11 protein-coding genes are annotated in these 13,164 nt (G+C 61.7%); 7 read left to right on the forward strand and 4 right to left on the reverse strand.

All coding sequences use genetic code 11. The features are described from left to right. The first annotated feature begins 5 nt into the window (after positions 1-5). The 6 genes from metK to JQ597_RS37835 all read left to right on the forward strand — a co-directional run bounded on the left by metK (position 6) and on the right by JQ597_RS37835 (position 7,723). On the forward strand, positions 6-1,268 hold the full coding sequence (metK, locus tag JQ597_RS29125) for a methionine adenosyltransferase (RefSeq protein ID WP_212210133.1): 1,263 nt from the start codon (positions 6-8) through the stop codon (positions 1,266-1,268). A gap of 77 nt (positions 1,269-1,345) precedes the next feature. Further along, the gene (gene ahcY / locus JQ597_RS29130) at positions 1,346-2,776 is read left to right on the forward strand and encodes an adenosylhomocysteinase (protein ID WP_212268925.1); all 1,431 of its coding nucleotides are present in this window, start codon (positions 1,346-1,348) and stop codon (positions 2,774-2,776) included. Positions 2,777-2,944: 168 nt separating this feature from the next. After that, complete coding sequence (locus JQ597_RS29135; protein WP_212268926.1) at positions 2,945-3,361, forward strand: nuclear transport factor 2 family protein; 417 nt, start codon at positions 2,945-2,947, stop codon at positions 3,359-3,361. 54 nt (positions 3,362-3,415) lie between these two features. Continuing rightward, complete coding sequence (locus JQ597_RS29140) at positions 3,416-4,882, forward strand: flavin-containing monooxygenase (protein WP_212268927.1); 1,467 nt, start codon at positions 3,416-3,418, stop codon at positions 4,880-4,882. A 167-nt stretch (positions 4,883-5,049) separates the two neighbouring features. Then, positions 5,050-5,205 carry a hypothetical protein gene (locus JQ597_RS29145; RefSeq protein WP_211999004.1) on the forward strand — a complete coding sequence of 52 codons (156 nt, stop codon included), beginning with the start codon at positions 5,050-5,052 and terminating at the stop codon, positions 5,203-5,205. 256 nt (positions 5,206-5,461) lie between these two features. Beyond that, positions 5,462-7,723 (forward strand): M10 family metallopeptidase, encoded by a 2,262-nt coding sequence (locus JQ597_RS37835; protein ID WP_249148301.1) that lies wholly within the window; start codon positions 5,462-5,464, stop codon positions 7,721-7,723. Between the two features lie 111 nt (positions 7,724-7,834). Here JQ597_RS37835 and JQ597_RS29155 read toward each other — a convergent pair whose 3' ends face one another. From JQ597_RS29155 to galE, 3 genes are all read right to left on the reverse strand, one after another. Next, positions 7,835-8,536, reverse strand: coding sequence for a fumarylacetoacetate hydrolase family protein (locus JQ597_RS29155; RefSeq protein ID WP_212268928.1), 702 nt, complete (start codon positions 8,534-8,536; stop codon positions 7,835-7,837). Positions 8,537-8,583: 47 nt separating this feature from the next. Beyond that, entirely contained in the window at positions 8,584-10,398 is a 1,815-nt protein-coding gene (locus JQ597_RS29160) for an ABC transporter ATP-binding protein (RefSeq protein ID WP_212268929.1), read from the reverse strand. A gap of 108 nt (positions 10,399-10,506) precedes the next feature. Beyond that, on the reverse strand, positions 10,507-11,520 hold the full coding sequence (gene galE / locus JQ597_RS29165) for a UDP-glucose 4-epimerase GalE (protein WP_212268930.1): 1,014 nt from the start codon (positions 11,518-11,520) through the stop codon (positions 10,507-10,509). A 130-nt stretch (positions 11,521-11,650) separates the two neighbouring features. Between galE and JQ597_RS29170 the strand changes: the two genes are divergently transcribed. Next, entirely contained in the window at positions 11,651-12,715 is a 1,065-nt protein-coding gene (locus tag JQ597_RS29170; protein WP_212268931.1) for a glycosyltransferase family 4 protein, read from the forward strand. On the opposite strand, the gene JQ597_RS29175 is transcribed toward JQ597_RS29170, so the two are convergent. Further along, entirely contained in the window at positions 12,693-13,145 is a 453-nt protein-coding gene (locus JQ597_RS29175) for a hypothetical protein (protein WP_212268932.1), read from the reverse strand. The genes JQ597_RS29170 and JQ597_RS29175 overlap by 23 nt on opposite strands. Between the last annotated feature and the right edge of the window lie 19 nt (positions 13,146-13,164).

The following is a 13,164-nucleotide window of genomic DNA, read 5'->3' on the forward strand; positions in this document are numbered from 1 at the left end:
TGTTGATGCGCGCGTCTTATCTTTTCACCAGCGAGTCGGTTTCCGAAGGCCATCCGGACAAGGTTTCGGATCAAATCTCCGACGCCATTCTCGATGCCTTCCTCGAGAAGGACGTCAAGCTCGGTATTGCCGACGACAGTGCGGTAAATACCCGTCTCGGCTGCGAGACACTCTGCACGACCAACAAGATCGTGATTGCGGGCGAGGGCCGTGGCCAGTTGTTCCGCGACATTCACGGCGTCTCGGTGGTAGATCGCGAACTGATCTCCGAGATCGCCCGCGGCGTAGTCAAGGACATCGGCTACGACCAGAACGGCTTCTCCTATCACGGCGCCGATATCGAAGTGCTGCTGCATGGCCAGTCGCCCGATATTGCGATGGGCGTCGATGCCAAGAAAAAGAAGAGCGGCGAAGAAGAAGGCGCCGGCGACCAGGGCATGATGTTCGGCTATGCCTGCAACGAGAGCGAAATCTACGAAAAGGGCAGCTTCATGCCCGCGCCGATTTTCTTCGCGCACCGCATCCTGAAAGTGCTGTCCGACAAGCGCCGCAGCGGTCAGCTGTTCGACCTGCAGCCCGACGCCAAGAGCCAGGTCACGGTGAAATATGTCGAAGGCAAAGCGGTCGGCTGCACCAAGGTCGTGGTGTCGACCCAGCACAACGAGAAGAGCCGCAACGGCAAGAAGTATTCGCCCGGCCTGATCAAGGACATGATCGCGCATGAAGTCGAGTCGGCACTGCCGAAGGGCTGGATGCCGCAAAAGTCCTCCGACTTCCTGGTCAATCCGACCGGCAATTTCGTGGTCGGCGGCCCCGACGGCGATTGCGGCCTGACTGGCCGCAAGATCATCGTCGACACCTATGGCGGCTACGCGCCGCATGGCGGCGGCGCCTTCTCCGGCAAGGATCCGACCAAGGTCGATCGTTCCGCTGCCTATGCCGCGCGCTACCTCGCCAAGAACGTTGTCGCGGCCGGCTTTGCCGATCGCTGCACCATCCAGGTCGCCTATGCGATCGGCGTCGCCGATCCGATGTCGCTGCTGGTGGAAACCCACGGCACCGGCAAGGTCGATGAAAAGAAGCTCGAAAAGGTGCTGCCGCAACTGTTCCGGCTGACCCCGACCAACATCCGCCGTACGCTGAAACTGAACCGGCCGATCTATCGCCGCACCGCGTCTTATGGCCATTTCGGCCGCGCGCCGGAAAAGGATGGCGGCTTCTCCTGGGAAAAAACCGATCTGGTGTCCGCGCTGAAGGGTGCGTTCTGATTTTCTCCGTAATCGTCCTGCTTATTCCGGAAAGCCTTTCGCGCTTTTCGGAATAAGCTTTTTCAAGGGATCAACACATGACCGCCGCCGCCAAGAAGCCCGCCTTTACCGACTACATCGTCAAGGACATCTCGCTCGCCGAATTCGGCCGCAAGGAACTCTCGCTGGCCGAGACCGAAATGCCCGGCCTGATGGCGACGCGCGAGGAATACGGCCCGAAGCAGCCACTGAAGGGCGCGCGCATCGCGGGCTCCCTGCACATGACGATCCAGACCGGCGTGCTGATCGAGACGCTGGCCGCACTCGGCGCCGACATCCGCTGGGTCTCCTGCAACATCTATTCGACGCAAGATCACGCGGCGGCGGCGATCGCAGCCGCCGGCATTCCGGTGTTTGCCGTCAAGGGCGAGAGCCTCACCGAATACTGGGATTACACCGCCAAGCTGTTCGACTGGCACGGTGGCGGTCACCCGAACATGATCCTTGACGACGGCGGCGACGCCACCATGTACGTCCATCTTGGTCTGCGCGCCGAGAACGGCGACACCAAGTTCCTGGACAAGCCGGGTTCGGAAGAAGAGGAAGTCTTCTTCGCGCTGCTGAAGAAGCAGCTCAAGGAAAAGCCGAAGGGCTATTTCGCCGAGATTGCCAAGAGCATCAAGGGCGTTTCCGAAGAGACCACCACGGGCGTGCATCGCCTCTATGACATGCAGAAGGCCGGTACGCTGTTGTGGCCGGCGATCAACGTCAACGACAGCGTGACCAAATCGAAGTTCGACAACCTCTATGGCTGCCGTGAATCGCTGGTCGACGGCATCCGCCGCGGCACCGACGTCATGATGTCGGGCAAGGTGGCGATGGTCGCGGGCTTCGGCGACGTCGGCAAGGGATCGGCCGCGTCATTGCGCCAGGCCGGCTGCCGCGTGATGGTGTCGGAAGTCGATCCGATCTGCGCGCTGCAAGCGGCGATGGAAGGCTACGAGGTCGTGACGATGGAAGACGCGGCACCCCGCGCCGACATCTTCGTCACCGCCACCGGCAACAAGGACATCATCACCATCGAGCACATGCGCGCGATGAAGGATCGCGCCATCGTCTGCAACATCGGCCACTTCGACAACGAGATCCAGATCGCGGGTCTGAAGAACCTGAAGTGGGACAACATCAAGCCGCAGGTCGACGAGATCACGTTCCCCGACAACCACCGCATCATCCTGCTGTCGGAAGGCCGCCTCGTAAACCTCGGCAACGCCATGGGCCATCCGAGCTTCGTGATGTCGGCCTCGTTCACCAACCAGACGCTGGCGCAGATCGAACTGTTCGCCAACAACAAGGACGGCAAGTACAAGAAGGAAGTCTACGTTCTGCCGAAGTCGCTGGACGAGAAGGTGGCGCGGCTGCATCTCGCCAAGATCGGCGTCAAGCTGACCGAACTGCGCCCCGACCAGGCCGAGTACATCGGCGTCAAGCCGGAAGGCCCGTTCAAGGCGGACCACTACCGGTATTGATCGATCCGCATGCGCGACAAAAAAGCCCCGGAGCGATCCGGGGCTTTTTTCATGGCAAAACCCTGATACGATCTGAGGTGGAAGAACGACAAGCCCGCCACTATTGAAGCGGGCGGCACACTTTCCAGACTTCACTTTCAGACGCGAAAACATTGCGGAGGGAAAGCCATGTCGAACGGAGCAGCAAATGTCGCAATCCTCAAAGAAGTCTATCACCAATGGCACGAAACGCGCGGTGGTAGCGTCGAGCAGTTCCTGAGCATCGCCGATCCAAAGATCAGCTGGGGGTCGGTGCCGCGGGGCGCGGCACCGCTTCAATTCGCGACGCATTACGATGGCCGCGAGGGGTTGCGGACTTACTTCGACGGGCTCCTGGCCGACTGGGCGATGATACACTACACAATCGACGAATACGTCGCACAGGGTGAGGCTGTTTGCGCCCGTGGCTCGACGGCGTGGACCAACAAGAAGACCGGCAAGGCCGTGGAGACACCGAAGGTGGATTTTTGGCGCTTCAAGGATGGCAAAGCGGTCGAGTTCTATGAGTATTTCGACTCTGCCGCCGTCGTCGTCGCGGCCACCTGAAGCCGGTTGCAATTGGGCGCGGCCCTGCCCATACCTGTGGGCAGGGAGAGCGCGATGACGGATACATCAGAGCATTTCGACGTCCTCATCGTCGGCGCCGGTCTGTCCGGCATCGGCGCCGGATATCACCTGCAGCAGAAATGCCCCGGCAAGAGCTACGCCATCATCGAGGGCCGCGACTGCATCGGCGGCACCTGGGATCTGTTTCGCTATCCCGGCGTCCGCTCCGACAGCGACATGTTCACGCTCGGCTATTCGTTCAAGCCGTGGACCGAGCCGAAGGCGATCGCCGACGGGCCGAACATTCTCAACTATGTGCGGCAGACCGCGTTCGAGAACGGTATCGACAGGAAGATCCGCTTCAACCACAGCGTCAAACGCGCGTCGTGGTCGTCGCAGGATGCGCGCTGGACCGTGGAGGCCGAACGCAAGGTGGGCGAGGGTGGACCCGAGACCGTGCGCTTCACCTGCAATTTCCTGTTCATGTGCTCGGGCTATTACAAATACGAGGAAGGCTACACGCCGGAGTTTGCAGGATCAGCGGATTTCGCCGGCCGCATCGTGCATCCGCAGAAATGGCCCGAAGACATCGACTATGCCGGCAAGCGCGTCGTGGTGATCGGCTCCGGCGCGACAGCGGTAACGCTGGTGCCGGAGATGGCCAAGACCGCTTCGCACGTCACCATGCTGCAGCGCTCGCCGACCTATGTGGTGGCGCGGCCCGCGGAAGACGCACTCGCCAACAAGCTGCGGCGCAATCTGTCCGCAAAACTCGCCTATCACATGATCCGCTGGCGCAACGTGCTGTTCGGGATGTATTTCTTTCAGCTCTGCCGGCGCAAACCCGACCGCGCCAAAGCGCTGATCCTCGGCGGCGTCAAAATGGCGCTCGGCCCCGACTACGACATCGGCACGCATTTCACGCCGCGCTACAATCCCTGGGAGCAGCGGCTGTGCCTGGTGCCGGACGGCGACCTCTTCAAGGCAATCAGGGACAAGCGCGCCTCCGTCGTCACCAATCACATCGACACCCTCACCAAAAGCGGCATCAAGCTGAAGGACGGCAGCGAACTCGAAGCCGATATCATCGTCACCGCGACCGGGCTTAACCTGCAGGTGCTCGGCGGTCTCGAAGTCAGCGTCGACGGCAGGAAAGTCGATTTCGCGCGGACGCTGAACTACAAGGGCATGATGTATTCGGACGTGCCGAACATGGCCTCGGCGTTCGGCTACACCAACGCGTCGTGGACGCTGAAATGCGATCTCACCTGCGAATATGTCTGCCGCCTGATCAACTACATGGACCGGCACGGCTACAAGCAATGCGTGCCGCATAACCTCGATCCGTCGGTATCGGAACTGCCGTCGCTGGATTTCTCCTCCGGCTACGTGCAGCGCGCGATCGCGCAGATGCCCAAGCAGGGCTCGAAGCGGCCGTGGCGGCTCTACCAGAACTACGCCCTCGACATCGTCACGCTGCGCTACGGCAAGATCGACGACGGGGTGATGCAGTATTCGTGACGACCTCGCCGCGGGCTGTCCGTGGCGCCAGCCGGAAAGCCTTCTGCGTAATTTCGCGTATACGCGGGCCTGTGCGAATCGTTCAGCCTGCCCAACGGTTAACACCGGATTAACCGGTGCCGCCTACGCTGTCTGGCCTGAGGCTAACTGACAGCACGAGGAAGCCCATGGATGCCCAGCGAATTGCCGTCGATGCCGTGGTTGCATTGACCGATTGCGACCGCGACGCGGTCGTTGCCTTTATCCGCAGGCTCTATCTGGCCGGCGTCACGGACCCCAAGCGCCTGACCTTCAAGGGCCTGCAGGCGATGGGGCGGAGCTGATCGCCATCCCTGCCGCACCAAGCCACCGCCCTCGGCAACGGAGCCTTGGCGTCACGACAAGTTGTCCGCAAAAATACGGGGTACCTCTTCCGATCCCGGATGTCGGACGTTCCCGCTAGGGAACTGACCCTGTGTTAATGTAGTATTGCCGCTCTCCAACAATTTTTCGCCAAAGGTTAAGGCAAGCGTATCGACTTGTGGTTTACGAATCGAAGCAGTCCCGAATCAGGTTTTGCGAAGTGCCTGGAGAGCTGCGTTGGCCACTGCGACAAATACGTCCCGAACGAACAATGCCGAGATCGATGGTCTGCTCAGCGGCACCAGATGGACCGGCACGATCACCTACAGCTTTCCGGATTCGCCCAGCGACTACCCGGCCAACTATTACGGCTACGGTGAGCCGACGGCGTCAGGGTTCGGCATCGCCCCCTCGGCGATGCAGCAAGCCATTGTCTACGCGTTTGCACTGATCTCGAGCTATACCAACATCACGGTCCAGTATGCCGGAAACGGCAGCGCCGACATCATGGTGGCGCAATCCCCGGAAGCCAATCCGACCTCCTACGCCTATTATCCGGCCAACGTGCCGGCCGGCGGCGACATCTGGTTCGGCACCGCTTACCCCTATGCGCAGGCCAAGCTGGGCAACTATTATTTCGCGACGGCACTGCACGAGCTGGGACACTCGCTCGGCCTCAAGCACAGCCAGGAGACCGGCGGCGTCGCCAATGTCGCGGTGCCGACCGCGCATGACTCTTCCGAGTTCACGGTTATGAGCTACCGCAGCTACGTCGGCGCGCCGCTGACGGGCTACACCGCCGAATCCTACGGCTACGCGCAAACCTACATGGCGAACGATATTCTCGCCCTGCAGACGATGTATGGCGCCAACTATTCGACCAATAGCGGAAACACCGTCTACTCCTGGAACGCGACGACCGGACAGCAGTACATCAATGGGGTCGCGCAGCTGGCGCCCGGCAATGGCGTCGGCGGCTCGGCCAATCGCGTGTTCGAGACGGTGTGGGACGGCAACGGCATCGATACCTACGACCTGTCAAACTACGGGACCGGGGTGACGATCAATCTCAATCCCGGCGCGTCCTCGATCACCTCATCGACGCAAATTGCCTATCTCGGAAACGGGCACTACGCGCAGGGCAATATCTTCAACGCCTATTTGTACAACAATGATGCGCGGTCCTATATCGACAACGCCATCGGCGGCTCGGGTAACGATTCTCTCACCGGCAATGTGATCGCGAATACCCTGACGGGTGGCGGTGGAAACGATACGCTGATTGGCGGCGGTGGAAACGACGCGCTGATCGGCGGGGCCGGGACTGACACGGCGATATTTTCAGGCAACTCAAGCGATTATCTGATCAGCTACAACGCTACGACGCAGGTTTATACATTGGCGGATCAGCGCAGTGGCACGCCGGATGGCACGGAGACCGCGAGTGGGATCGAATATTTCGGTTTTGCAGACGGCACGTTTGCAAGCTCGAATTTTCCTAATCAGGCGCCGGTGGCGACGATCAACGATCACAGTGTGTCCGTGAATGTGTGGGCGCAGGTATCGAGCTGGGTCAATTATTCCGATGCCGATGGCAATGCCGCAACCCGGTATCAGTTCTGGGATGGCGGCAGCGGTGCCAACAGCGCCTATATCTGGACGCCCAACAATTATCATAACAATGCAGAAACCGAAATTACCGTCGCTGCCTCCGATCTTGCAAACGTCTGGATAAGGGGCGGGACGGCCGGTGGCTCGGAAACCATGTTCGTCCGGGCCTTCGATGGCATCCGTTGGAGCGCCTGGGACAGCTTCGTATTCACCACAATCCCGAACACGACGCCGGTGGCGACGATCAACGATCACAGTGCGAACGCGAATACGTGGGCGCAGGTATCAAGCTGGGTCAATTATTCCGATGCCGATGGCAATGCCGCAACCCAGTATCAGTTCTGGGATGGCGGCAGCGGTGCCAACAGTGCCTATTTCTGGACGCCCAACAATTATCATCACGCTGCAGAAACCGAAATTACCGTCGCTGCCTCCGACCTTGCAAATGTCTGGATAAGGGGCGGGACGGCCGGTGGCTCGGAAACCATGTACGTCCGGGCCTTCGATGGCACCGGTTGGAGCGCCTGGGACAGCTTCGTATTCACCACAATCCCGAACACGGTGCCGGTGGCGACGATCAACGATCACAGTGTGAACGCGAATACGTGGGCGCAGGTATCGAGCTGGGTCAATTATTCCGATGCCGATGGCAATGCCGCAACCCAGTATCAGTTCTGGGATGGCGGCAGCGGTGCCAACAGTGCCTATATCTGGACGCCCAACAATTCTCATAACGCGGCAGGAACCGAAATTACCGTCGCTGCCTCCGACCTTGCAAATGTCTGGATAAGGGGCGGGACGGCCGGTGGCTCGGAAACCATGTACGTCCGGGCCTTCGATGGCACCGGTTGGAGCGCCTGGGATATGTTCGGCCTCACGACGGTCTAGTCGCGAGAGTGCTTCCGTATCCGACGCTTCGCGGCTTCATAAGACATCCCCGGAAAAAGCCCCGGATCAGATCCGGGGCTCTGCTTTTTGCAGTATGCGTTTCGCGACTGTCTATTCCGGATTGCCGATCGCAACCTTCAGCGTGCCGACGCCGTCGACGCCGCATTCGATCTTGTCGCCCGGCTTGAGCTGGGAGACGCCGGCCGGCGTACCCGTCATGATGATGTCGCCGGCGGCGAGCGCGACCTGCTGCGAAAGCTGCCAGATGATTTCAGGCACGTTCCAGATCAGCTCGGTGAGGTCGCCCTTCTGGGTTTCGGCGCCGTTGACGGTAAGCCAGATCTTGCCCTTGGCGGGATGGCCGATCTTCGAGGCCGGCTGCAGCGCCGAGCAGGGCGCGGAATAGTCGAACGACTTGCCGACTTCCCACGGGCGCTCCTTTTTGCGCGAGGCGATCTGCAGGTCGCGGCGGGTCAAGTCGATGCCGACGGCATAGCCGTAGACATGGTCGAGCGCCTTCTCGGCGGGAATATTGAGGCCGCCGCCCTTCATCGCGACGACCAGTTCGACCTCGTGATGCAGGTCCTTGGTCAGCGGCGGGTAGGGGATGGTGGCGCCATCGGCCACCAGCATGTCGGCGTGCTTGGCGAAGAAGAACGGCGGCGCGCGCTCGTCATTGCCCATCTCGCGGATGTGCTCGAGATAGTTGCGCCCGACGCACCAGATGCGGCGCACGGGATAGGATTTCGATTCACCGACGACGGGAAGCGAAGGCTGCGGGGGAGCGGGAATGACGTAGGATGCGGCGTTCATGAAATGGGTCTCTGGACGGGTTTTGGGGTGGAACGGCGGCGATAGCTTTACGCGGTTGCGCTGATCGGCGCCAGACTGGGATGGCTGCGCTGTTGCAGGCGGAAGAACGAGGCGTAGCGCCCGCCGCGCCGCAACAGGTCGTCATGCTGGCCGCGCTCGACGATCTCGCCGCCTTCGACCACCAGAATGGCGTCGGCGTGCATGATGGTGTGCAGGCGGTGGGCGATCACGATCGTGGTCCGGTTCCGGCACAGATGCTCGATGGCTTCCTGTACGGCTTTTTCGGATTCCGAATCCAGCGCGGCGGTGGCCTCGTCCAGCAGGATGATCGGCGCGTTCTTGATCAGCGCGCGGGCCACCGCGATGCGCTGGCGCTGGCCGCCGGAGAGTTGCGTACCGTGCTCGCCGACCGGGGTGTCGTAGCCGAGCGGAAAACCCATGATGAAGTCGTGGGCACAGGCGGCCTTGGCGGCGGCCTCGATTTCGTCCCTGGTGGCGCCGACCTTGCCGAAGGCGATGTTGGCGCCGATGGTGTCGCGGAACAAATAGACGTCCTGGCCGACATAGCCGGTTTGCTGGCGCAGCGAATGGCGCGACACGCCCGAGATCGCCTGCCCATCGATCAGGATGGCGCCGTCGCCCACCTCGTAGAGCCGCAGCAGCAGCGCCAGCACGGTGGATTTGCCGCCGCCGGACGGGCCGACCAAAGCGGTGGTCTTGCCGGGTTCGGCGATGAAGCTCATGCGGCGCAGCACCGGCTCGTTCGGCCGGTAACCGAAGGTCACGTCGCGAAACTCGACCCGCGCGTCCGAGAGCTTCAGGGCCGGCTTGTCGTCGTCGGCGGGCTCGGTCGGCGGGCTGTCGACGATTTCCAGCAGCTTGCGCGCGCCGATCAGGTTGCTGTTCAGCTCGATATTGAGCCGCGCCAGCCGCTTGGCCGGCTCATAGGCCAGGAGGAACGCGGTCAGGAACGAAAAGAACTGGCCGGGCGAGGCGCCCATCGCGACCACGCGATAGCCGCCATACATCAGCCCCGCGGCGATCGCGAAACCGCCCAGCGTTTCCATCAGCGGGCTCGATCGGCTGGAGACCCGCGCCATCTTGTTGGCATTACGTTCGACGGCGGTGATGCTGGCGTCGATGCGCTCGCGCATCGCCTGCTCGAGCGTGAACGCTTTCACGGTGCGGATGCCCTGCAGCGATTCCTGCATGGTTTCCATGATGTCGGCGGTGCCGGAGAACTGGTTATGCGCAAGGCCCTTGATGCGCTTGACGAGCTTGCGCAGCACCAGCATCGCTGGCGGGGCCACGCCGAAACCCAGCAGCGCCATGTACGGATCCGTCATCAGCATGACGACGACGAGCGCGATCAGCGACAGCAGATCGCGTCCGATGGCGTTGATCAGGAGATTGAGGACCTGCGTCACCGACGTGGCGCCGGCGGTCAGCCGCGCCAGAAATTCCGAGGAATGCCGTTCGGAAAAGAAGGCGATGTTTTCGCTCATCAGCTTGGCAAACAGCTGGCGCTGGTTGTTGGCGAGGATCGCGTTGCCGATCTGCGACAGGATCACGGTGTGGCCGTAGGTCGCCGCACCCTTGAGCGTGAAGATGACGATGGTGACCAGCGACAGGATCGCAATCCCGCGCACGTCCTTGTCGACATAGGCCTTGTTGATGACTTCGCCGAGCAGATAGGCGGAACCGGCCGTCGTCGCCGCCGCGACCCCCATCAGCGCGAACGCCAGCAGATAGCGCCGCCAGTAGGCGAGGCCCTGTTCGGCCACCAGGCGGCGAATCAGGATCGCCGCGCCATAGGGGTCGTCGGTGATTTTTCTCGGAATTTCTCTTGGAAGCTCGGTCATCCGCGTTCCATTGACGGCGCTGGGCATGAATTACCCGCGTGTCAGGGCTGCTACGGTGACTGCTTGCCCGCTAAATGACGGTTTTTCAAGCCAAATAACAGCTTGATTTTACGCCGATTCCGCTTGCCGGCCGAGGCCGCCGCGCTCGTGGAACAGCCGCTCTTCCCAGGCCAGCGCATGGGTGGCGATGGTCTCGAGATCATCATATTGCGGCGTCCAGTCCAGCGTGGCGCGGATGCGGCTGGTGTCGGCGACCATGGTCATGATGTCGCCGGGCCGGCGCGGCGCGTACTGGACCGCGAAATTGCGCATGGCGACGCGGCGCACCGCCTCGATGGTCTCCAGCACCGAATAGCCGCGGCCATAGCCGCAGTTCAGCGTGACCGAACTGCCGCCGCTGCGCAGATACGACAGCGCGGCGAGGTGCGCCTGCGCGAGGTCGCTGACATGGATGAAATCGCGGATGCAGCTGCCGTCCGGCGTCGGATAATCGGTCCCGAACACGTCGATCTTGGCGCGCTGTCCGGTGGCGGCTTCGACGGCGATCTTCAGAAGATGCGTTGCACCGACGGTGGCAAGGCCGACGCGTCCCTTCGGATCGGCGCCGGCGACATTGAAGTAACGCAGCGCGACATATTTCAGATCGTGCGCCGCGGCGACGTCGTGCAGCATCAGTTCGGTCATCAGCTTGGAAGAGCCGTAGGGCGACAGCGGCCGGGTCGGCGCATGCTCGGGCACCGGCACAGCATCCGGATTGCCATAGACGGCGGCGGTCGAGGAAAAGATGAAGCGGTTGACGCCGCCCTTGACGGCCGCGTTCAGCAGGCTGCGCGTCGTCATGGTGTTGTTGCGGTAATAAGCCAGGGGATCGCGCATAGAATCCGGCACCACCACGGAGCCGGCGAAATGGATGATGCTCTCGACGCCGTGCTGGGACAGCACGCCCTCGACGAGGTTTTCGTCGCCGGCGTCGCCGATGAACAGCGGCACGCCCTCGGGCAGGAAGGCGGAGAATCCGGTGGAGAGATTGTCGATCACCACGACGCTTTCGCCGGCGTCCGCCAGCGCGTGAACCATATGACTTCCGATATAGCCGGCGCCACCGGTGACAAGCACGGTCATGGGCTTACCCTCTCTCCCAGTTGTTGCCGCCGATGCTAGCCGGGGCGCGGTGAAGAGTGGGTTTCGTCATGAGCGAACTGGCCACTATGCTTAATGTTGCGTATAGGAACCCTCGTAAACGGAGCCGGACGTGCCGATCGAGAACAATTCAGCCGATGATCTGCAGCTGATCGTGCCGAATCTGCACAGGCGCTATTCCGGCGTCACCGCAACCAACCGGATGGTGGCGCCGAAACTCGCCCAAATGTTTCGCGCGGCATGGCTCGGTTCCCACGCCCCTGACGGCATTGCGCGGATGGGTTTCGGCGATTTGCCAAAACTCTGGCGCCGCCGCACACCGCTGATCTGGCACGCGCGGCGCAACGACGAAATGATTGCCGGCGTGTTGTTGCGCGCGCTCGGCTGGCCGCTGAAGCTCGTGTTCACGTCGGCGGCGCAGCGGCATCATAAATCGCTGACGCGCTGGCTGATCCGGCGCATGGACGCGATCATCGCCACCAGCGCGCTCTCGGCCTCTTTCCTTAAACGTGAAGCAACGGTCGTGATGCATGGCGTCGATACTATCAGCTATGCGCCGCCGGCCGATCGCGCGGCGGCGTTTGCGCAAAGCGGATTGCCGGGCCGTTATGCGATCGGCTGCTTCGGCCGTGTCCGCGCGCAAAAGGGCAGCGACGTCTTCGTGGAGGCGATGTGCCGGCTGCTGCCGCGCTATCGGGACTTCACGGCTGTCATCGTCGGCGCTGTTGTGCCCGAGCAGCAGGGCTTTGCGAATGGCCTGAAAAAGCAGATCGAGGCTGCCGGTTTGCAGTCACGAATTATCATTACCGGCGAGATCGAGATCGAGGAAGTGCAGCGCTGGTATCAGCGGCTGACGATCTACGCCTTCACCTCGCGCAACGAAGGCTTTGGATTGACGCTGATCGAGGCGATGTCGTCCGGCGCGGCGCTGGTGGCGTCGCGGGCGGGCGCGGCCGAATTCGTGGTCGAGGACGGCGTCACCGGCGTGTTGATGCCGCCCGGCGACGTTGATGCCTTGGTGGCGGCGCTGGAACCGCTGATGCGCGATCCTGCCTCGGCGGCAGCGATGGGGATGCGGGCGCGAGCGCGCGTGCTGGAGAAGTTTAGTCTCGAAGCTGAAGCCAATGCGATCGCCGAGGTTTATCGCGGTCTTTCTATTTCGTCTCCAAACGCGTGATGTCCGATTCATCCAGATGAGCTGTTTTCTCATCAAGAAGAGGACTTGAGTGCCAGTCGGCGCTATCGCCGGCCTCGCCGTGCTTGACGGTGTGAATGACCGAATGGCGATACATGTAAACGTTGTGCGAAACGTTCGGCTCGGTGGTGCATATCTCGTTCGGTCCGAATATGCGGATCGTCAAAGCGCCTTCGACCAGTTCGGCGAGAGCCATTCTGCCCCGCTGGACGATATAGGTTTCGCGAACGTTGCGGTGATAATGGCTCTTTTGCCAGCCGCCGCTGTCGGTCGCCTCGGTCCGGATATAGGCCGTTCCATCGTCGTGCTTCAGGCGAAATCGAAATTCGCCGTTTGGCATTTCGTTATGTTCGATCGAGATGCCTTTCGTCCGCGCTTCTTCCGGCCCAACGCCGCGTGGTTGATCGGCCATGTTCGATTCCTCTTCGGCT

This window comes from Bradyrhizobium sp. AUGA SZCCT0177 (genome assembly GCF_018130125.1).
GTDB lineage: Bacteria > Pseudomonadota > Alphaproteobacteria > Rhizobiales > Xanthobacteraceae > Bradyrhizobium.

What these genes read in the sequence shown, in the direction of transcription:
- metK (WP_212210133.1), top strand. Translation starts at nt 6, where the DNA reads ATGCGCGCGTCTTATCTTTTCACCAGCGAGTCGGTTTCCGAAGGCCAT.
- ahcY (WP_212268925.1), top strand. Translation starts at nt 1,346, where the DNA reads ATGACCGCCGCCGCCAAGAAGCCCGCCTTTACCGACTACATCGTCAAG.
- JQ597_RS29135 (WP_212268926.1), top strand. Translation starts at nt 2,945, where the DNA reads ATGTCGAACGGAGCAGCAAATGTCGCAATCCTCAAAGAAGTCTATCAC.
- JQ597_RS29140 (WP_212268927.1), top strand. Translation starts at nt 3,416, where the DNA reads ATGACGGATACATCAGAGCATTTCGACGTCCTCATCGTCGGCGCCGGT.
- JQ597_RS29145 (WP_211999004.1), top strand. Translation starts at nt 5,050, where the DNA reads ATGGATGCCCAGCGAATTGCCGTCGATGCCGTGGTTGCATTGACCGAT.
- JQ597_RS29155 (WP_212268928.1), bottom strand. Translation starts at nt 8,536, where the DNA reads ATGAACGCCGCATCCTACGTCATTCCCGCTCCCCCGCAGCCTTCGCTT.
- JQ597_RS29160 (WP_212268929.1), bottom strand. Translation starts at nt 10,398, where the DNA reads ATGACCGAGCTTCCAAGAGAAATTCCGAGAAAAATCACCGACGACCCC.
- galE (WP_212268930.1), bottom strand. Translation starts at nt 11,520, where the DNA reads ATGACCGTGCTTGTCACCGGTGGCGCCGGCTATATCGGAAGTCATATG.
- JQ597_RS29175 (WP_212268932.1), bottom strand. Translation starts at nt 13,145, where the DNA reads ATGGCCGATCAACCACGCGGCGTTGGGCCGGAAGAAGCGCGGACGAAA.